The organism is Rhodococcus maanshanensis NBRC 100610, assembly GCF_001894865.1.
GTDB classification, from domain to species: Bacteria; Actinomycetota; Actinomycetes; order Mycobacteriales; family Mycobacteriaceae; genus Rhodococcus_G; species Rhodococcus_G maanshanensis.
Map to the genome: position 1 here is coordinate 1 of NZ_BCXA01000039.1, position 20,565 is coordinate 20,565.

The 20,565-nt window shown below is 69.1% G+C and carries 17 protein-coding genes; 8 read left to right on the forward strand and 9 right to left on the reverse strand.

What is annotated here, in order from left to right; all coding sequences use genetic code 11:
* Nucleotides 1–334 (reverse strand): hypothetical protein (locus tag RM1_RS26895; RefSeq protein ID WP_245816468.1); only part of this gene is annotated, 334 nt, incomplete at its 3' end.
* A 9-nt stretch (nucleotides 335–343) separates the two neighbouring features.
* Here RM1_RS26895 and RM1_RS18720 point away from each other — a divergent pair.
* Nucleotides 344–1,795: a hypothetical protein gene (locus tag RM1_RS18720; protein WP_245816469.1), complete on the forward strand. Its 1,452-nt coding sequence runs from the start codon at nucleotides 344–346 to the stop codon at nucleotides 1,793–1,795.
* 273 nt (nucleotides 1,796–2,068) lie between these two features.
* On the forward strand, nucleotides 2,069–2,539 hold the full coding sequence (locus tag RM1_RS18725; RefSeq protein ID WP_174562972.1) for a hypothetical protein: 471 nt from the start codon (nucleotides 2,069–2,071) through the stop codon (nucleotides 2,537–2,539).
* Between the two features lie 2,597 nt (nucleotides 2,540–5,136).
* Here the strand turns inward: RM1_RS18725 and RM1_RS18735 are convergent.
* A complete protein-coding gene (locus tag RM1_RS18735; protein WP_072753238.1) occupies nucleotides 5,137–6,840 on the reverse strand; it encodes a 3-ketosteroid-delta-1-dehydrogenase in 1,704 nt (567 codons plus the stop codon).
* Nucleotides 6,841–7,017: 177 nt separating this feature from the next.
* Between RM1_RS18735 and RM1_RS18740 the strand changes: the two genes are divergently transcribed.
* Complete coding sequence (locus RM1_RS18740) at nucleotides 7,018–9,321, forward strand: ATP-binding protein (RefSeq protein ID WP_072753239.1); 2,304 nt, start codon at nucleotides 7,018–7,020, stop codon at nucleotides 9,319–9,321.
* Here RM1_RS18740 and RM1_RS18745 read toward each other — a convergent pair.
* Complete coding sequence (locus tag RM1_RS18745) at nucleotides 9,299–9,967, reverse strand: hemerythrin domain-containing protein (RefSeq protein ID WP_072753240.1); 669 nt, start codon at nucleotides 9,965–9,967, stop codon at nucleotides 9,299–9,301. The two genes, RM1_RS18740 and RM1_RS18745, sit on opposite strands and share 23 nt — an antisense overlap.
* 184 nt (nucleotides 9,968–10,151) lie before the next feature.
* Here RM1_RS18745 and RM1_RS18750 point away from each other — a divergent pair, with 184 nt between their 5' ends.
* Complete coding sequence (locus tag RM1_RS18750; RefSeq protein WP_072753241.1) at nucleotides 10,152–10,568, forward strand: hypothetical protein; 417 nt, start codon at nucleotides 10,152–10,154, stop codon at nucleotides 10,566–10,568.
* A gap of 132 nt (nucleotides 10,569–10,700) precedes the next feature.
* Complete coding sequence (gene mihF, locus RM1_RS18755) at nucleotides 10,701–11,012, forward strand: integration host factor, actinobacterial type (protein WP_072753242.1); 312 nt, start codon at nucleotides 10,701–10,703, stop codon at nucleotides 11,010–11,012.
* Nucleotides 11,013–11,202: 190 nt separating this feature from the next.
* Here the strand turns inward: mihF and RM1_RS18760 are convergent, their stop codons facing one another.
* Nucleotides 11,203–11,595, reverse strand: coding sequence for a DUF4240 domain-containing protein (locus RM1_RS18760; protein ID WP_072753243.1), 393 nt, complete (start codon nucleotides 11,593–11,595; stop codon nucleotides 11,203–11,205).
* Between the two features lie 11 nt (nucleotides 11,596–11,606).
* On the opposite strand from RM1_RS18760, the gene RM1_RS25945 reads away from it, so the two are divergent.
* Entirely contained in the window at nucleotides 11,607–11,897 is a 291-nt protein-coding gene (locus RM1_RS25945) for a response regulator transcription factor (protein WP_083576833.1), read from the forward strand.
* 175 nt (nucleotides 11,898–12,072) lie between these two features.
* Nucleotides 12,073–12,342: a hypothetical protein gene (locus RM1_RS18770; protein WP_072753244.1), complete on the forward strand. Its 270-nt coding sequence runs from the start codon at nucleotides 12,073–12,075 to the stop codon at nucleotides 12,340–12,342.
* 104 nt (nucleotides 12,343–12,446) lie between these two features.
* Here the strand turns inward: RM1_RS18770 and RM1_RS18775 are convergent, their stop codons facing one another.
* The 4 genes from RM1_RS18775 to RM1_RS18790 form a co-directional block, all read right to left on the reverse strand.
* Nucleotides 12,447–13,364, reverse strand: a complete 918-nt coding sequence (locus RM1_RS18775) for an alpha/beta fold hydrolase (RefSeq protein WP_072753245.1) — start codon at nucleotides 13,362–13,364, stop codon at nucleotides 12,447–12,449.
* Between the two features lie 81 nt (nucleotides 13,365–13,445).
* The gene (locus RM1_RS18780; protein WP_218019724.1) at nucleotides 13,446–13,934 is read right to left on the reverse strand and encodes a DUF4267 domain-containing protein; all 489 of its coding nucleotides are present in this window, start codon (nucleotides 13,932–13,934) and stop codon (nucleotides 13,446–13,448) included.
* 63 nt (nucleotides 13,935–13,997) lie between these two features.
* On the reverse strand, nucleotides 13,998–14,915 hold the full coding sequence (locus RM1_RS18785) for an NADP-dependent oxidoreductase (RefSeq protein ID WP_072753246.1): 918 nt from the start codon (nucleotides 14,913–14,915) through the stop codon (nucleotides 13,998–14,000).
* A 125-nt stretch (nucleotides 14,916–15,040) separates the two neighbouring features.
* Nucleotides 15,041–18,355, reverse strand: a complete 3,315-nt coding sequence (locus RM1_RS18790; protein WP_072753247.1) for an ATP-binding protein — start codon at nucleotides 18,353–18,355, stop codon at nucleotides 15,041–15,043.
* Nucleotides 18,356–18,474: 119 nt separating this feature from the next.
* Here RM1_RS18790 and RM1_RS18795 point away from each other — a divergent pair, with 119 nt between their 5' ends.
* The gene (locus tag RM1_RS18795) at nucleotides 18,475–19,116 is read left to right on the forward strand and encodes a hemerythrin domain-containing protein (protein WP_072753248.1); all 642 of its coding nucleotides are present in this window, start codon (nucleotides 18,475–18,477) and stop codon (nucleotides 19,114–19,116) included.
* Here the strand turns inward: RM1_RS18795 and RM1_RS18800 are convergent.
* A complete protein-coding gene (locus tag RM1_RS18800) occupies nucleotides 19,080–20,564 on the reverse strand; it encodes a phytoene desaturase family protein (protein WP_072753249.1) in 1,485 nt (494 codons plus the stop codon). The genes RM1_RS18795 and RM1_RS18800 overlap by 37 nt on opposite strands.
* Nucleotide 20,565: the final 1 nt, after the last annotated feature.

Here is a 20,565-nt window from a genome sequence, read left to right on the forward strand (position 1 = left end):
GACGGCGGACCCGACCGTGGTGGAGTGCAGCGGAATTGGACGCACTTGCGCAGGCGGTGCCGTGGTGACCAGGAAGAAGCACCCACCTCACCCCCGCAAACGTGATGGAAGGGCGGACGCTGGCAGGGTGCGGCGTCTGCACGAGGTGAGCACCGCCGTGCACCGCACCGAGCCCTGGCAATTCAAACGGGTCATGGCGATGATCGACCTCTGCGCCGCACACGATTTCGTGCGCGAAGTGTTCGAGCACCATCGCGGTGCGCACCGGGTGTTCACCGCAGACGCTTTCCTCGCCGCCTACATCGTCACTCCGATGCTCGGTATCGCGATGCATCAAACGAACGTGACCGCAGTGGTTCGCGGGTGGACCGCCTCGCAGCGGCGAGCACTGGGTATCTCACCCCATGCGGATATCAAGTACAAGAGCGTCAATGACGCACTGCGCAGGCTGACGTGGGCGTGCCGGTCATCCCGATATCCGGAATGGGACGAACGCGCTTTTGCGCAGGCGCTGCTGGACGCGTCCCTGTGGCGTTGGCCGCCGACCGGTGCCATCGCCCTGGACTCGACCGACGTCTCGACCTGGGGCAGGGTTCGCTACCGCAAACCGCTGGTGGATGCCGATCCCGACGGGGTGCCGCCGCCCAATCACCCGCTCGCGCCACCAGACCCCGAACATCCACATGCCCGCCGACGAGGGCACCACCTCCCGAACGCACCCGTCGGGCGAGACAAGCGCTACAGATACACGGTAGATCCGGATGCTCGGATGGGCTGGCGCAGTCCCGAATTCGAGGAGACCCCCTGCTTCTGCGGCTTCGACCTGCACGTGATCACCGATGTCCCATCCGCCCCAGGCCGCGCCCCTGCGGTACACATCGTGCGAGCGTTGAATCTCACGGCGGCGGGATCGCACAAGGGCATCGGAGGACTCGCCGCCGTGCAGGCTCTGGGAGAATCGATCCCGGATCCGCATGAGTTGATCGCGGACCGTGCCTACAACAACGTCCGCAACGACACCTTCGCGATTCCGGTCTGGGAACGCGGGTACACCACCATCTACGACCTGCACGCGAATCAGCGCGGGATGCATCCCGGACCCGAGGGTACGCACACCATCTGGATCGACGGCGTCCTGTATCCAGACAGCCTCCCGGAAGGTCTGTACGACCTCGACCCGATCGAGACCGACATGTCCGACGACGAACGGGAGCGCCTCGAGCGACGTCATCAGGCACGTCAGGCTTACGCCTACGTCCCGCACGACGCCCGCCACCCCGACGGGACTCGGCGGTATCGCGGGCCCGCCGTTCAGCCCGCCCGGGTGCGGTGTCCGAACAACCCCGTCTCTATGCGCGGGTCACTGAGCCTGCCCACGACCTCGTGCACCCGTGGTGAGCAATGTGGGTGCGGGCGCACGATCACGCTCCGGGACACGGACTACCCTGATCTGCGGATGCCGGTCCAGCACGGGACCCTTGCCTGGGAGGCGTCGTATCACCGCAGGGTCGGTATCGAGAGTCTGTTCGCAGACTTGAAGCAGAATCGGCTGCACGTGCACCGCGGGTACTTCCGCGGCTTCGGGATCAGCCGCTACACACTGCTCCTCGGTTTCACTCTCGCCGCACTCAATCTGCTGATCCTGCACGACTGGCACTTCAAGCGTGAGCTCCTCGACCCACTGGGTCGATACCTCGGCGAGCCGGAACCGGAGCACACGCCACAGCGACGACTGCGTCGCATCGCCTCCGGACATCCCGAGAAGTCCTCGGCGACCACCGAATCCGGCAGATAGCGACCCCGCCCCGACAGCGAAATCCACGGATTCCGCGGTCCAACCTCGACCACACTGCGGAAACAACCGTTGGTAGGCGTCTCGAGCGCATGATTCGGCCCGATCTGGGTGGGAATCGCACGGCAACGAAGCCGAGAATCCACCGACTCCGACCGTTGGTCGGAGTCGTGACAGAAATCGAGGCCTAATTTTCGGCCGCGGGCCCAATAGGTGAACACAACCGGCCTCAATGGGTGAACACCCCACGGGGTCGTCGGCGGCATGCTCATCGCCGTGTCGACGGTGCCGTGGGTGTTCGGACTCCTCGGGGAATACGAGAGGCTTCGCTCTCCCCTTCCCGTCGTCTCCGGACTCTGGTTCCTACTGGTATTGATCGGAATGTTCGGCACCGTCGCGTTCGGGCTGCAGGGCTTCTTCGAGGGCGTGTTCGGCGTGAACGACAAGTCTGCCCTCTTGGCGTTCGACGTTTACCCGGCAGCAGGGACGGTCATCTTCTTGCTCGCGGGCCCGACGTTCCCCCTCGCGCTGATCATTCTCAGTGCAATGCAGTGGCACACGCGGATGTCGCCTCGATTGTGTGTCGCCCTCCTGTGCGTTGCGGCGATTGCGTTCCCAGTCGCCCGCGTCACGCGTTCGACCCCGGTTGCGTTCGTCGCCGACATCGTCATGCTTGTCGCCTTCTGCTGGATGGCCTGGTACTCCTGGACCGCGACGTCCGGCCGGATCCGAAAAGGCGGCGCGTAGGCGCTTGCGCCCGCCTGGATCAAGACGACGCTGGAGCGCAACACCGAGGTGATCGTCGTGGCTTGGGTCGACGGCGGCGGCGCGGCACCAACTGAATGGGTCGCTGCCGCTCGGCGCCCGGCGGCTTATCGGACTGATCGTGCGCCATCCGCCAGCGTTGTTGCGACCTAAGCGAATTCCCGCAGTATCGGCTCTGGGTGCGGCGGCTCCCCGGGCAACGTGTCATTGGCGTCCAGGGCCGCTCGGATCGCTGCCGCGGCCAGTGCGGCCGTGTGCACGGCGGGAACGTAGCGGGCCGTGCGGTCGGTAAGGAACACCGGCCCGGGTTGGTGGGACGGCGTCAGCGGCTGTTGCCGGACTACAGCCACGAGCCCGGATCAGGACCGGATTGGCGTCGATCGTCCGCTCATATCCGAGTACTCGCGCCGGATGTGTCGGTATGGGTCAAGGACCCGTCGACGGGTCCGCCGCGACGCAAGATTCCAGGTTGGTGGGAGGCCGTTCCCCTCGGCCCTCGCCCGACGTGACGCCTCTCGGCGACAACCTCGCTGCAGCGAAGCCGCATGCAGCGGATCGGGTTCCCTAATCAGCGGTCCCCCCCCATTCAGCCAGACGAACGCCATAGTGCCGACAGTCAGCTGAGTGAGCCGACGGGCGGTGGGGTCAGCCGACGGCCGGTGGGGTCACCCACCTCGGCGGCTGCGGCACCGTGGACCCCTCGCGTCGCTCCTGCCTGCGTTCCAGTTGCTGCCGCAATTGTTCGTCGCGACGCTCCCGCGCGTCGCGGTGCCGATCCCGATCCCGTGCATCGTCCGAACGATCTCCGAACGAACCCCTGATGCTGGCCGCTGCCACGGGTGTGGCGGCGATTTCTGGGATCGGCGACGAGTTCGCGACCGGTGTAGCGAGAGCGACAGTCCCCGCCACGAGGAACCCGACAAGCCATGCAGTCCTGTTCATGATCGTGCTTCCCTTCCGATACGGAAGACCGGTCGCGGCACGCAGCGGTCATCGACAGACCACGTCGTTGATTGTCGCCCAGCCCTCCGGCAGGCTTCTCATACGAGTGACTCGCGAGGGAGAACCGTCGCCCTCCCTCGGATCTCTCGGTCAAATGTCGGTGCCCGTGGACTGTGCCATCGGCACCCGCAAGATCCAGTACAGGGGTAAACGCATCGCGCCCCGCACTATTCCCCCGGCGAACCAGTGGCAGCACTGTCCTGCCACGCCCGGCGCACGACAGTTGCACCAATGGCGAACACAGCACACCACGTTGGCGGCGACGCATACTCAACACGGAGACCGAAGAGCGTCCGCAGATGGGATGGGGACGGCACAGCCGGCAATTCTCATTCTCGATGACGATCCGAGCGTGTCCCGCGCCATCGTCAGGACCTACGCCGCAACTACGGCGAAAAAGTACAGGATCATCCGAGCGCAGTCCGGCGACGAGGCACCCCGACGACGTCCGTGACCGCATCTTCGAGCCGTTCTTCACCACGAAGCCGGTCGAGGTTCTCCATGGTCTTGCGGAAGATGCGTCTGATCCGTGTTTGTTGCTCCGGATCTGTGAATTGACCAGCCATCCTGTCCGCTGCGACGGATTGGTCGAGGACCAGGTTGGGCGCACCGGTCGTCGCTCGACAAATCAACGCCCCACAGCTGAAACCGGTAGCCTGATCGTGTCTTGGATCGGTGCCGACCGGGCAACCTCAACCGTCCCGGGTTTGATGCCGCTCTCCCGCCGGAGATGTCGCCAGCATCGAAGCGGCAAGAAACCCCGGGCGGTTCACGGTTCAGTTGTAACTGATGCGATCTAATGCGCGATGTTCCGAACAACACCCTATTCAGGAGGTTCGGAATGCGATCTGCGAAGCGACTCGCTGCCAGCGCCGTCATAGCCACCGCAACTGCGGCCACTGCACTCGTTGGTGGTGGCGTGGCTCAGGCTGACGTGCCGGTGGGACAGGCCAACTGTCACCTCTACCCCATCTTCAACACCGGCGGGATGGCCAATTGCGAGCTGCCAACCTGGCACCAGGTGAAGCTCACTTGCGTTGCGTGGCCAGTCCCGTTCGTCTACTGGAAGTACGGCCCAGTGCAGTATGGGCAGAACCAGTCTTGGGCCAGTTGCGACTCACTGAACGCGCTGACGCGGATCGAGGTTATCCAAGCGTAAGTCGTGCTCAGCGAGGCACTAGAGGCTCTGCACCCTTGCCTGAACGTGGCTGGGGATCAACAGCATTCGACTATGCTAAGGCGGATTCTGTTGGTGGGAAATCGGTTCAGGCTGAGGGCGGGTAGCGCTACCGGTCAACCCGCGTATCAAGTGATCAAGCATCGGCGCGTTTAGGGCATCAACGTGTTGGGTTCGCCACGACCCACCTGACCGCAAGCCTGATTGCGAACAACTTGGAACTGATCCAGATTTGTCTGATCAGGAGCCCTCGTAATGTGTGATTGCCAACCGATCAACCTATCCAATCAGCGTGCAGCCCAAATGAACCGGAGTTGGTGAACACCCTTCGCATCGACGGCCGGCCGCGCCGCTGTTACTACGGCGCGGCCGATCATCGGGGTGCGCGGGTGGCGCGTGGTCAGCCCGCCTGCTGCGCGGCGTCGAGTGCCGCGATGTAGCCGTACACGAGTCCCTGGCCGATGGTGGCGCCCGCTCCGGGGTAGACCTTGCCGAAGGCGTTGCCCGCCGTGTTGCCGATGGCGTAGAGCCCGGCCACCGCGCTGCCGTCCTCGCGCAGCACCCGACCACGCTCGTCGGCCTGGACACCGCCGCAGGTCCCGAGGTCGCTCAGCGTCATCTTCACCGCGAAGTACGGGCCGTTCTCGAGGGGCCGCAGGTTCGGGTTCGGGGACACGGTCGGATCGCCGTAGTAGCGGTCGTAGGCGCTTGCGCCCCGCTGGAAGTCGGGGTCGGTGCCGGCGGCCGCGTTCGCGTTGAACTGGCGGAACGTGTCGACGAACGCCTCCTCCGGCAGGCCGATCGCGCGCGCGAGCTCGGCCGGATCGTCGGCGCGGTGCGCGATCCCGGCGTCGTACCAGGCCTGGGGCAGCGGCTGCCGCGGGAACAGGCTGCCGGCCATGATGTAGCTGTTTCGGTACGTCTGGTCGAAGACGATCCACATGGACTCGATCGGGTCACCGGCCCGCTCGCGGTCGAGGACGAGCTGCCCGAAGGACATGTAGTCCTTCGCCTCGTTGACGAAGCGCTTGCCGGTCTGATCGACGATGAACGATCCGGGCAGTGCCCGCTCGGCGAGCATGACCGACGGGGTGCCGCCGGGCAGCGCCGCGATCGCCGGGAACCACCAGGTCTGGTCCATCAGCGTGATCCCGGCGTCGACGCCCTGCTGGGCGATCTTGATCGCGTCGCCGGTGTTGCCCTCTGCGCCGAGGCTCTCGTGGTCGACGAGGTTCTCCGACTGGAACTTGTGGCGCATGTCCATGTCGTGGTCGAAGCCGCCCGCGGCCAGCACGACGCCGCGCGTAGCGGTCACGGTGAACTCGCGGCCACCCTGCTCCACCACGGCACCGGTGACCTTGTCGCCCTCGGTGACCAGGCGCACGAGAGACGTCTCGGTCCACACCGGGATGCCGGCGCGCAGCACGCCGGCGAACATGCCTGCGGCGAGCGCCTGGCCGCCTGCCATGTACTCGCGGCCCACCAGGAGCCCGCCGATGCCCTGGGCGACGCGCTTGAGGATGCGCGGGATGCCCTTGGTCGGGACCTTGGCCATCAGGTTCATCCACTTGTAGTCGGCGCCGGTGGTCGGCATGGGGACCGGGGCCTCCATGACGCCGGGCCGCAGCCGGCCCCGCTCGCCCTTGAGCACCGAGGCGTTGAACGGACGGCACTCGCAGGTGCGCCCCGCCGCGGATCCGCCGGGCAGCTCGGGGTGGTAGTCGGAGTAGCCCTCGGCCCAGAAGAACTTCATCGGGGTGGTGCGGCTGAGCATGTCGACCGTGGCGGCGCCGTGGTCGAGGAAGGCCTCGCCGCGTGCGGCGGGCGCAGAGTCGCCGACCACCGCCTGCACGTAGGTCTTCGCCTTCTCGGCGCTGTCGCCGGCGCCGGCTTCCCGCAAGATCGGGTTGTCCGGGATCCAGAACGCGCCACCGGAGCGGGCCGTCGAACCGCCCACGTACTTCGTCTTCTCGACGATCAGGGTCGACAGGCCCTTTTCGTTGGCGGTCAGAGCGGCCGCCATGCCGGTGCCGGCGCCGACCACGAGCAGATCGACCGTTATATCGCGTGCGGGTGTGACCGCTGGTACTTCGCGCTTGCCCATCAAGAACTCCTACTCCACCAGGTTGTGCGCTGAACGCTAGGAGCGTGAGGCCGCCACGCCTACCGCCGTGTCCGCCCAGTGGAACTCGGTGCCCCGGGCATCGGCACGACCTGGCATGATGCCCGCTGCGGTGTTGCACGCCGACCTCACACCCGGTCGTGGACTAGCGTCCCTGCCGTGGCGCAGGCGAACGAGAACAGCTTCGGTGCCATCCTGCGGCGCCTGCGCACGTCCCGCAGCCTGACCCAGGAGGAGCTCGCCGAGCGAGCCGGTCTCTCGGTCAAGGCCGTGAGCGCGCTCGAGCGTGGGGAGCGGAAGCGGCCCTACCCGCACACGGTGCGGGCGCTGGCCGATGCGCTCCACCTCGACGAAGCCCACCGCGACCTCCTCGGTGCTGCGGTTGCCGCGCCCGCGCGTCCCGCTGCTCGCAGCGCAGGCACCTGGTCGGTGACCGCGCCGGCCACCGACCTGATCGGCAGGGACGGCGACATCGAGCGCATCGCGGCGCTGGTCTCGTCCGGCAGGCGCCTGATCACGGTCACCGGACCGGGCGGCGTCGGCAAGACCCGGGTGGCGTTCGCGGTGCTGGAGCAGCTGGCTCCTTCCTACGACGTCCCCGTCGCCGTGGACCTGGCCCTCGTCCGCGATCCGGCACAGGTCCTGTCGCAGCTCGCTGCCGCCGTCGACCTGCCCGAGCGCGGCGCAGGCGGCGTCACCGGCCGACTGGTCGCCTCGCTCGCGGGTCGCCGTGCGTTGGTCTTCTTGGACAACTTCGAGCATCTCCTCGACGCGGCACCCGAGGTGGCTGACCTGCTGACCCGGTGCCCCGGGCTCGTGCTGCTGGTGACGAGTCGTGCTGCGTTGCGCGTCCGGTCCGAGCACGAGGTCGGTCTCGGCCCGCTGCCTCTCCCCCAGAGCGACCTGTACGACGACGTGCGAGCTGCCGCGGCGGTCCAGCTCCTCCTGGACCGCGCCACCGCGGCGGGAGCCGATCTGGCGCTCGACGCACACAATGCTCCGGTCCTGGCGGCCATCTGTCGCCGCCTCGACGGGCTGCCACTGGCGCTCGAGCTCGCCGCGGCGGGCGCGCGCCTGCTGACCCCGGCGGCGCTGCTCGCTCGCCTCGAGGTCCACGGGGCGCCCCCGGGGCCTCGTGACCTCGCGGAGCGCCAGCGCACGATGACGGCCGCGCTCGGCTGGAGCCTCGACCTCGTCACCCCCACCGACGCCGCGGTGTTCGAGCAGCTCGCGGCCTTCTCCGGCGGCTTCACCATCGACGCGGCCGCGGCGGTGACGGGGATCGCCGACGTGCTCGCCCCGCTCACCGCGCTCGTCGACCACTCGCTGGTCGCCCGCAGCGCGCCGACCGATGACCAACCGCGCTTCCGACTGCTCGAGCCGGTGCGACAGTACGCCGGACAGCGACTCGTTGCCGCCGGAGGTGCAGCGGCCGCGGCCGATCGCCACGCCCGGTGGTATCACTCCTGCGCCCTCGCCGCCGGCCCGCGGCTGCGCGGTCCGGCTCTGCGGGTCGAGCTCGACCGGCTGGAGGCCGATCACGCCAACGTGCGCTCGTCGTACCTGCGTCTGCTCGAACTCGACCGTGACGACGATGCTGCAGAGCTAGCGGCCACCCTGTGGCTCTACCTCGCTCTGCGAGGACATGCCCGCGAGGGGCTCGAGTGGCTGGACCGGGCGAAACCGCCTGCCTCCGACGCTGTCCGGGCCAGGGCACTGATCGGACGGATGGGTCTGCTGTTCGCCACCGGTGACATCACCCGGATGCGGGAGGTGGCCGACGCCGTGGTCCCGGTCGCCCGTCGCGTCGACGAGGCCGGCCTCGCAGCCGAGGCGGCGACGCTGGCAGGGCACGCCGCGGTCTTCGTGGGAGCGCTCGACGAGGCCCGCGACCTGCTCGACGAGGCGCTGGCGGGCGCCTCGGAAGCCGGCCTGACGTGGGTCGAGGCGCATACGCTGGTCGCGCTCGGTCAGCTCGCGCTGGTCCGCGGCGACCTGGACGAGGCAGACCGTGTGCTCGGCCGTGCGCTCGAGATCGCGCGGAGCCTCGGTAACGACTTCACCCTCGCCACCTGCCTGACGCGCAGGGCCACGGTCACGGCTCTTCGGGATGACACCGCCGGCACGGCAGCCCTGCTCGGCGAGTCCATCACCCTGTCGCTCGACGCCCGGATGAGCTGGCCCCTCAGCTACGCGTTGCCTGCCCTGGCCGGGGTCGCCGTGCGGCTGGGCGAGCCGCGGGCCGCTGCCAGCCTCCTCGCTGCCTCGGCATCCCTGTCGGTGACCGATGCCGTCGACCCCCGCTTCCCGGTGTCCCGCGAGCTCGCGGCGCGGGACCTCGCCACCACGCGTGACCTCCTCGGGGACGACACATTCCAGGCGGCGTGGAACGCCGGCCGCGCCGCGGCAGCGCCCGAGCTCGCGAGCCTGGTGGCCGAGCTCACGCGGCGCGCACGCGGGTGATGTAACGCCGGTACTGACGAGCGCCTATGGTGCGCAGGAGCAGACGCACCGGGGCAGGCAACTGCGCCAGCATCCGGCCCCGCTCGTCGGCGTCGGCCTCTTCGAGGATGGCACCGAACATCAGCGGGAGCTGCCGGGTGGACATCGCATCGCGACCGTGGTCTCCGAGGCTCTGCCACTCCTCGACGGTGATGTGACGCGACACCAGCGGCAGGATCTCCCGCTCCTCGAGGTCGAGGTGCTCGAAGAGCGCGTTCGCCAGGTCTTCGACCAGCTGCGCGAGCTGCTCGCCGTAGATCGGCGTCGGGGCCTGCGCCCAGACCGCACTCTGCGTCCGGACCTCCTCGGTGCGGCCGTCGACGAGCTCGTGCTGGTGCTGCATCGTCTCGACGAGTGCCGTCGACGGGGCGGCACGCACCTGCAGCAGCGGCCACAGCACCGCGTCCTCGCCGGTGTGATGCATGTGCAGCCCGTCGAGAATCAGCGTGAGGTGCTCCGCGACCAGCCTGGCCCGCGCGGCGTCACCCCCGGCGACAGCCCGGATCAGCTTCGGCAGCGCGGTGAACTCGCGCCTGAAGGCGCGGTGGATGACGACCATCTCGTTGACGTCGGGGCGGGACTGGGTGGTCGGGCTGACGACCTTCATGCGGACCTCCAGGGTGGGTGTGTTCGGTACGCATCCAGCCTGTGCGGCGCAGCGCCCGGCGCCCAGCCACGCGACCCCCACGCTGCCCCCACAGTTCGCCGCTGTGGCTGTCGCCCGCCGGGCGTCCGACCGACGATCGGGCCGTACAGCGACCGCGAGGGTTGCCCGATGCAAGGAGCCGTCCATGCCGACCACCACCGCCACAAACACACCCCCCGCCACCGCCACCGCAACCACCAGCGCCGTCCCGCGGGTGCTCGCAGCCGCGTTCGTGCTGTCCGCCGTCCACACCGGGTACGCAGCGGTCGCGGGCATCGCAGACCCGACCTTCACCGTGACGACACCTGCCGCCTGGCTCTTCTACGCCGTCGGAATCGGCTCGGTCTGGCTCGCGCGCCGACAGGAGCGCTGGGCCCAGATCGGCGTGCTCGCCTACCTCGTCGTCCTGCTGGCGATCAGCGTCTTCTACTACCCGACCACCTTCACGGTGGAAAAGCAGACAGTGTTCGGCTGGTTCGAGAACGACGTCTACGTCGGACTGCTGATGATCGCGACGTACCTCACGGTCGGCCGGGTCCGGTCGTCGCCCTCAGCGCGCTGATCCCCTGGCCCGACCTCTGCGAGCTCCGGCCATCTCGTGGTGTCGACACGCGAGGCCGAGAATGAACTGCCAGGCGACTACACCGTTCTAGCCTGAAGATTCGGTCGGTAACCAAGCGAGAGGATGCCCAACATGGCACTGCCCACCTTGACCCCCGAACAGCGCGCCGCCGCCCTGGAGAAGGCGGCCGCGTCCCGCAAAGCCCGTTCGGAGCTTCGCGAGGGTCTCAAGTCGGGGAAGCTCACCTTCACCGACATCCTGGACAGAGCAGAGTCCGACGAGCTCGTCGGCAAGACGAAGGTGCTCTACCTCCTCGAGTCGCTGCCGAACATCGGCAAGATCAAGGCTCGCGACATCACCGAGTCGGTCGGGATCGCGGAGACACGGCGAGTATCCGGCCTCGGTGCGCGTCAGCGCGCTGACCTGCTCGCGAAACTAGGCTGACCGCAACACCACTCGCACAATGGGTGCGCACCGGCAATCCTCATTGCCGGTGCGCACCAACAGCTCGTAGTACCCGGCGGCGCTCAGCAGCTCGTCGGCCGAACGGGACTGCCCCCGTGTCTGGTTGACGTCTGAGCTTCGAGGAGCGCTACCAAGCTTTGTCCACCGACCCGACATTTGTCAGACCTGCCTAGATCAGCTCCAGGGGCTCCCCGAACCGGTCGTAGTAGACCTCGTAAGCGAGCCCGCCAAGGTTGGCTGGATCACCGCCGTCGATGTGTGATGGCATCCGGCCTGGCTCTGAGAGAACCGCTTCGTATCTCACGCGGCCCTGGCTGACGACCCACTGCGCTGCATCTTCCAGGCCATCCTCAGACTCGTCGGGCCCGAGATGGGAACGATACGGCTCGTCCTGCAGCTCGGCGGCGAAGTCCAAGAACAGATCTTGGAACTTGTAGACCGCGTCCTTCGGCAGTCGTCCAAGGATTTCGCGAAGGCGATCGCGGCTCGTCGAGGACGCCTCGACGACGTCCCAGAACCAGTCGACGTCCGGACCGTCGCCGTAACCAATATCGTCAGCCAAACCCTCTCCCAATGTTCGAGACGAGCAGAACTACGGGCATCCCGTCAGTGATGTGGCTCTGCCCAACCGCAACCGAACGCGATGGCCTCATCCCCGACCTACTGGCACACCGCCTGGCAAAAAGCCTAGATCGGGCCCGATCAGCAAATCGCGGCCTGTCGAATGCCCAGATCGCCGCGCAGATGTTCGTCGGCGCCGAATCCGTCAAATCACACGTCAGCGCGGTACTGACCAAGCTCGAAGTACGCGACCGGACCCCAGCCGTCATCCTGGCCTACGAATCGGGTTTCGTCACCACGTGATCTCGGCCGGATCAGCGCCGGTTCGACACGGGCCCACCACGTTCGAGGGGCGTCGCGCAACGGGTTTCCCGATGCAGCCGACGTGGCCGAATCAGCCACCGACTGGACGAGCGATCTATATGGTTCTCCACGGCGTCGCTCGGCGTCGAAACAGCACTAGCACAGGGGGATCATCGTGAAGCGTTCAATCATCGTTGCGTTGGCCAGCGCAACCATCACCCTCGGCACCGTGGCTTCGGCATCGGCCGCGCCCGTCGAAGATCCGGGCCTCCCTGCCCCCTGGGCCGGCAGCAGTTCCGGCAGCAGCGACTTCTTCTACCCGCACGACGGCCAGAACTCCGGATCCACCGACCTCGCGAACAGTGTGGCCCTGGCTCCGTTTGACCTGCTGTGCAGGCTGCTCACCGGCGAGCCGCTACTAGCCTGTATTCCAAACGATTTGTGACCCCATGGGTGGGTCGTGAGGCTGACGACCTACCGCGTGTTCTTGCTGAGCCGCGACCCGCGGCCACCGCCAATTCATTTGTGCCACACACAAACACAACATGATCACGCGGTGGCCGCGCCACCTCCGGCCTGCCGTCCAATACCTTCGTCGATCATGGATTCCGGCTGGAGCACCAGCATGGCGGGGAGCAGTTGCTCCCAGGCGGTGGCCGGAAGCTCGTGGCCGATGCCGTTCAGGGAAAGCAGGTCGGCGCCGGGGATCTCTCGAGCCATGGCCTGTCCGTTGCCGTACGGAAAGAACGGGTCATCGGTGCCGTGGACGACGAGGGTCGGCACGGCGATGTCGCCCAGACGCTCCCGCCAGCGGTCGCCCGCATCGACAGACGCCAGGTTGCGCATGCTGGAGGCCATGTTGGTGGTGCGGTCGACCATGCGGGTCGTCTGCTGCCGCGACTCCTGTTCGTCGAATCCGTGTGCACCCGCTCGTATCCGGGCCAGTTCGACGCCGTAGTCGATCACCGCCGCCCGGTCGGACCAGTCCGGGTCGCGTGCCTCGGCAAAGAACTCCATGACCCGTTCCGAGTGTTCGGGCAGATCCGAGTCCGCCGGGCCCGGGGACGTCGGACGGGTGTTGATCAGTGTCAGTGCCGACACACGATCGGGGTGGTCGAGCGCGGCAAGCTGACAGATCCATCCGGCCACGGAGAAACCCACCAGCTGAGCTCGCGGAAGTTCGAAGACATCCATGAGTCCGATGATGTCCGAGACCAAGTCACGGAGGCTGTAGCCGGGAGAGCCCGTCGCATAGGCGGTCGACCGGCCGGTATCGCGGATGTCATACCGCAGGACGAACCGGCCGGCGACGGCAAGCCGGTCGCAGAACCGGTCTTCCCAGAACAGTCTCGACGTGCACGGCAGCAGCACCGGCGGCTGCCGCCGGTCCCCGAATGTGGTCACACACAGGTCGACGTCACCGACGGTGACCAGGTGCTCGGGCGATCGTTCAACATGAACCGGCATGTCGACTCCTCTGCGGTTGCATCTCTCGCAAGAAGAGACCAGTTCCGCGGCCGTAACTCATCGGTCCCGGGCGTCCCCCACTCAGACCAGGAGGCCGATGCCGGTCGCCAGCATGACCACCGCCGTTGCGACGTGGACGCCGTACGCGGTGGCCTTCGGCCCACCGCTGCGCAGCACGACCACCGCATCCCCTGCGGGTATCGCGGCGAGCACCATCACGTACCAACCCAGCACCGACGTCGTCGCGACGAGCATCAGAACGAAGATCGAGACCCCGAACGCGATCTCGCGCAAACCTTTCACGCGCAGCCAGTGTTGGAAGGCGGGGTCGTCGGCCGGTGTATCGGGAATACCGAAACCGACGGCGGCCTGCGGCCTCATGAAGGCATTCCCTCCCATGAAGATGAGGGCCGCGCCGAGCAGGCCGGCGAGAACAGTGGCAATGGTGGTGAGCATCAGCGGTCCTGTCCCTTGAGGGAGTCTTTGTGACGAAGTGGTTGTCGCGGATCTCGTGCAGGCCTCACCGAGGAGGTCGACGAGCTGGGCTGCGGCGGTGGCGTTGAGCGGCACCGCCGCAGCCTCGACCAGGTCCTGCCGTCCGGAACGACGGCGGGTTCACGGTGGCCGGGTAGGTCAGGGCTCGAGCACGTAGCGACCGCGCGTCCCGCCCTTGGCCATGGCCCGGTGGGCGTCGGCGGCCTGGGCCAACGGCAGGACCGCATGAACTCTGGTCGGCAACCGGCCGGACGCGACGCGTGCCAGCAGCTGCCCCAACCGAGGGCCGTCCGACTGCGTCACCAGTACGTTCACGGTGATCCCCCGCTCGGCCGCGGGCACCAGGTTGGGCCGGACGCCGACGAAGGCTCCGCCGTCGCGAACCGGGGTCAGGCCCCACACCTGCTGGGACGTGGTGTCGACGACCGCGTCCCAGCCCGGCCCGGCGTCCGTGACGAAGTCGGCGCCGAGACCCCGTACGAACTGCTCGTCCGCGGCTCGGGCCAGACCGGTCACCTGCCAGCCCCGGTCGGGCGCGATCGAGGCCACGTTGGCCCCGATCGCGCCGGCCGCACCGGTCACCAGCAACCGATTGCCGTCGGTGGGCGCGTCGCCGAGCAGGTCGACGATCTGCGCCGCACCCAAGCCGTTGAGCGGCACCGTCGATGCCGCGCGCAGGTCGAGCCCGTCGGGCACCACGGCGAGATCGGCGGTGGGCACCACGAGCTGTTCGGCATAGGTGCCGAAATCGCGGTCGAAACCGAGGACGACACCGGCAACTCGAGTCCCGACAGCCAGGTCCACGCCCGGACCGGCGGCGAGGACGGTGCCGGCGAAGTCCCAGCCCAGGCCGGTGTGGTCGGGCTGATCGATCATGCCCAGCTCGTGGAAGAAACCGCCCACGACCCCGAGGTCGGTGGGGTTGACCGGCGCGGCCGCCACCGCGACCCGGACCTCGCCGGGGCCGGGCTCGGCGAGGGGGACATCGATGATCTCGATCGAGTCGGGTCCGCTCGGCGTGCGGACGACGGCGGCCCGGAAGGTGGGTGTGCTCATGTTTCGCTCCTCATTCAGTTCTGTTCTGATGAGGTCGAGACTGCTCCCGGGTTTTGGAAGGCACTTGGAGCCGACTTGGAACGCTCGAAGCGGCGGGCCGAGGCGCTCCGCCGTCGATCGCGCTTTCAGCGGGTCTGTGGAGGCGAAACATGAACGCCGAGAGCACGATCGGCGTGCGCTCGGGCATCGGCGGACCAGTGGGGGGCGTTCCACCGGTCGGCGATGATGGCGGCCTCGGCGAAGTGTGCGGCGGCCTCGTCGTCGCGGCCGAGGAGGAGGGCGAGTTCACCGAGCGTGTGGGCGACCGGGCGCAGCGCCAGCGACAGGCTCTCTGCGCCCGCCGGGGGACCGTCTCGGTGGGGAAGCAGGTCTGCGTAGATCTGCTCGGCAGCGTCGCGGTCGTCCGAGGCGATGATCGCCATCGCGCGCAGGCTGGTCAGGAAGGTGAAGAAGAAGTCGGGCCGGATCGGGGTCGGTGACGTGCGGGCCCGATGCGCCTCGTCGCCGCGCCCGGCGGCGTGGAGGGCGAGCGTGAGCAGGTCGGCGACCATCGGGCCGAGCGCCTCATGATGAGATCGCACGTCGTCCAAGTGGTCGCCGAGCGTGCCGTCATTGATCCAGATCGCCGCCTGCGCGAGGCGGAGGAAGCCCGCGGCGTGCGCCGATCCGGCGCGTTCCATGCGTTCGGTGGCCTCGGCGTAGCGGGGCTCGGCGTCGGCGTACCGACCCTCGATGAGAACCAGTGTCGCCAACGCGATCTCGGCGGCCCCGATCGCCTCCGGCATTCGGTAGGCGCGGGCGAGATCGAGTGCCTCCCCCGTCACGCTGCGCATGGTCGCCGGGTCATTGGCCGCGGCCGCGTTCGCGGCCTGGCTGAGCAATCCGGTCACGCGATAGACGGGCAGATCGTGCTCGACGCCGGTTTGCACCAGCTCGCGGGAGTACTCTTCCCGCCCGGTACCACGGGCCAGGACCAGCAGCGCCGCCGCCCGGAGGCGGTGATCGGTGGCGAGGTGGAGCGCTTCCCGCCCCGCCACCATGACCGTCGGATCGTCCTCGCCCACCAGCTCGTGGGCGTAGGCGATGAGGAGGTGGGACCGCACGTCGGGGGCGAGGTCGGTCCGCTCGAGCAGGCGGTTGAGGCGATCGACGATGGGACGGTCGACCGTGCCGTAGGTGCGGGCCTGCCAGGGGGTGGGCTCGGTCCAGGCGGTGAACGCGGCGATCATCAGGTCGTCGCGCCCGAGCGACTCGGCGTACGCCACGGCCTGCTCGCGCGTAGCCCTGGCCGCGGCGAAGGACCCGGCCCTGACCTGTGCGCGCAGCAACCTGCCGAGCAGACCGACGCGCTCGTCCGGGTCACTGGAGTTGGTGACGGCGTCGGTGAGGAGCGCGGCCGCCACGTCGTTGGCGTAGCGTGCCTCTGCCAGCTCGGCGGCCCGCACGCAATAGTCGACGGCCTTCGGTGATCCCGCCCGCGCATGGTGATGGGCGAGGGCCGCGAGGTCGCCGGTGCCCTCCAAGGCCGCGGCGATCCGCGAGTGCATCCTGGTGATTCGCACCCGGCTGACATCGGTGATCAGCGTGTCCCGGACCAGCGCGTGCACGAACCGGACGCGCCCGGGCCCGGGCTCGTCGAGCAACCCGGCGATGACGCCCGCGTCCAGCGCGTCCAGCACGCCGTCCTCGTCTGTGTCGGCCGCCCGCACGAGCACGTCCACCGAGCTCTCCCGGCCGGCCACGGCCGCCAGCCGCAAGACGGACACGCCGCTCTCGGGCAGCCGGGCGAACCTGCGCCGCAGCACATCCCGTACGCCTTCGGGGACCTCGGAGAGCGCGATCAGCGCGCCCTCGCCGTTCAGCAGCCGCGCGCTCTCCCGTACATAGAAGGGATTGCCGCCGGTCCGCTCGGCGATCCTGGCCACGGTCGCGTCGTCGGCCTCACACTCGGCGCGGACGAGCTCGGCGACGGCCGTGCCATTCAATCCGGGCAGATCCAGCCGCAGAGGCGCGGTGCGGGCGAGGGACCCCAGCGATTCGGTGAGGCGCTCACTCTCGTCCGCGCGGTACGCCGCGACGACCAGGATCGGGGCGCGCACGTCGACGCCGCCGAGCAACTCCAGTGTGGCGGCGTCCGCCCAGTGCAGGTCGTCCAGGACGACCGCGACCGGACGGTCGGCGGCGGCCGCCGAGAGCCAAGCCCACACGGCCCGCCGCAGCCGGAACCGCCCGGCCGCCGCGTCGCCGTTCACCGCCGCCGAGTCGGAGAGCAACGGTGCCAGGTCGGCGGCGAACTCCCCTGGCGGAACGGTCCCGGCCACCTGCCGCAGGGCCTCGACCCACGCCCACGCGGGCGGCGCGCTGTCCATGTCGGGACAGCGCCCGGCGGCCACGAGCCACCCCTCCTGCCGGAGCCGGGCACCGAGCTGCTCCAACAGCGTCGACTTGCCGAGCCCCGCCTCCCCGGTGACGAGCGCGACGCGTGCCCCCTGCGCGACGGCCTGCCCTGCGGCCGCCAGCAGCTCCGAAAGCTCGCCCGCCCGTCCCACGAATGTTGTTGCACCGGTCTGGTTTTCCGGCAACGGCAGCACGGCGTCCCTGGCCAAGGCCGGATCCGCCGAAGGCGACGAGACCGTGGCCCGGCGCCGGGGCGGATCTGCCGGGGGCGACGGGACGGCCGCACGGAGGACGTCCGTGCGCTGGGTGAGTATCGCCTCTTCCAGCGCCACCAGATCCGGGCCGGGGTCGAGGCCCAGCTCGTCGGCGAAGGTGGCGCGGGCGCGGCGGAGCGCGGTCAGGGCGTAGGCCTGGCGGCCGCTGCCCCACAGCGCGAGGGCGTGCAAGCGCCAGCCCTCCTCGCGCAGGGGATCGTCGCGAGTGAGGCGCTCCGACTCGGGGACCACCGTCGCGGGGTGGCCGAGCCGCAGTCCCGCCGCGATGTGGAGTTCGCGGGCGACCAGGCGCAGCTCGCCCAGCCGGGCGGTCTCGGCGACGGCCCACGGCTCGTCGGCGACCTCGGCGAACGCAGGTCCCCGCCACAGCGCCAGCGCCTCGTCCAGCCGGACGCGAGCGTCACGGGGATCGGCGAGCGTGCGGGCCTCGTCGAGCAGCTGCTCGAAGCGCCATGCGTCCACCGCCTCCTGCGGCAGCCGCAACGCGTAGCCGGGCGACGCGCTCACCAGCAGGCGGGCCGGGGTCCGCGGCGGGCGGGCGGGTTCCAGCAGGCGGCGCAGGTTGGACACGTACGCCTGCAACGACGCCAGAGCGCGCGACGGCGCTTCGCCGCGCCACAGGTCCTCGACCATCCGGTCGACCGGCACGACCTGGCCGCGAGCGGCCACCAGCAGGGCCAGCACGCCGCGCTGTCGCGGTCCGCCGAGCGGAACGGGTTCGCCGCCGGCCTCAGCCGCGAATGAGCCCAATACCCGGATCAAGACCATGACGTGGCACATCGTACGGCGCGGCGTCGTCAAGCGTTCCAAGTCGACTCCTAGTGCCTTCCAAACCCCCGGGAGCAGTCTCGAGCACATCGAACAAAACCGTTGAAGGGCAGGAACAGATGAGCGTCAACACCCAGGACATGGAGATCGTCCACCGCGCCTTCCGCCGCGAGTCGCGGTTGCTGAAGGAGCTCGTCGCGGCGGTCGCCCCCGGTGACACCGCCCGCGCCACGGTGATCGCCGACCACTTCCGCGATTACCGGCTGGGACTGAAAAACCACCACGAGGGCGAAGACGAGCTGCTGTGGCCGCCGCTGCTGTCCCGGGTCGATCTGGAGGCGGACATCGTCCTGCGCATGCAGGCCCAGCACGAGCGCGTCGAAGCCACGCTGGCGAGGCTGGACGCCGCGGTCCCGGCGTGGGAGGCCGCCGCAGGAGCCGACGAGCGCGACACCCTGGTGGCGGCCCTGGCCGATCACCGGGCGGTCCTGCTCGAACACCTCGAAGACGAGGAGGCCACCCTTCTTCCGCTCGCGGCCGAGCACATCACCGAGAAGGAATGGGCTTCCCTGGGTGAGCATCTGGTGGCGAACACGCCCAAGCTCACCTTGCTCACGCTCTTCGGCCTCGTCCTGGAGGACGCGAACCCTGCCGAGCGCGTCACGCTCCTCGGCGCCCTCCCCGCACCGGTACGCGCCGTCTGGCACGTCATCGGTCGCCCCCGCTACGCCCGCCACATCCGCCGCGTCCGCGCGGCCTGACCCTGCCCCCCGAGCGAGGTCACCGAAATGCCCAGGCCGCGTAGCGCGCTCGCCGCGGCGCCGGCCCCGCACATGCCGTGCACGCCGGCGCCCGGTGGGGTGGAGGCCGAGCACAGGTACATCCCGTCCACGCCGGTCGCGTACGGGTCGGCGGCGAACAGGGGGCGACCGATCATCTGCAGCGGCGTGTTGGCACCTCCCCCGATGTCGCCGCCGACATAGTTGGGGTTGTAGCTCTCGTACCCGGTCGCACTCGTGGAGTGCGCGGCGACGATCCGGCTGCGGAAGCCGGGTGCGTAGGACTCGATCCGGTCGAGCACGACCGCGGTGGCGTCCCCCTCGTACCCGGCGGGAACGTGCGCGTAGGCCCAGATCGGATGCACTCCGTCGACCGATCTGGTCGGATCGGCCAGGTACTGCTGTCCGACCAGCACGAACGGCCGCTGCGGCATCCGGCCGGCCACCACGGCGGCCTCAGCGGCCGCGACCTCGCCGGCGCCGCCGCCCAGGTGCACGGTGCCTGCCCTGCGCGCGGACTCGTTGGTCCACGGGATCCCCTGGCGCACGGCAATATCCACCTTGAAGGCGGCCGGACCGAACGCGAACGAGCGGTACCGGCGCGCGCGTCGCCCGCCGAGCCGGTCGCCGAGGATCTCGGCGACCGCTTGCGGGGTCGTGTCGAACAGCGTCACGTCGGCCCCGGGCAGATCCGCGAGCGAGGTGACGGGTGCGTTGCACTCGATCGTCCCGCCACGCTCGGCCAGCACCGATGCGAGCGCCGACGTGATCGCCTGCGACCCGCCCTCGGCCACCGGCCACCCGTGCCGATGACCCGCGGCCACCAGCATCACGCCCACGGAGGCCGACAGCGGCCGGTTCAGCGGCTGGAACAGGTGCGCCGCGCACCCCATGAGCAGCGCCCGCGCCTGGGGCGTGCGGAACGCCTTCGCGAGCACGGTCGCGGGGAGCCCCGCCCGCAGGCCGAACCTCGCCAGCGCCAACGGGTGCGAGGGCACCCGCAACAGCGGACCGAGCACGTCGGGGGCGAGGTCGTCGAAACGCGTCACAATCGGTCCGAACACCCGTCGCCAGGCGTTCCGGTCGACCCCCATCCCGGCTGCGGTGCGGTCCACGTCGCCCACCAGCACGCCGGCCGAACCGTCGTCGAGGGGATGCACGAGGTCCACCTCGGGCCACCGCCACCGCAATCCGTGCTCCACGAGCGGAAGGGACGCCAGATACGGCGAGGCGACGCCGAAGGGGTGCACCGCCGAACAGACGTCGTGCAGCAGGCCCGGCACCGTCAGCTCACTCGTGCGGGCCCCACCGCCCGGCGTGTCGGCGGCCTCCAGCACCCGCACCTTCAGTCCGTGCCCGGCCAGTCGGACGGCAGCCGCCAACCCATTGGGTCCGGATCCGACCACGACGGCAGTCCTCGCGCGCGTCATG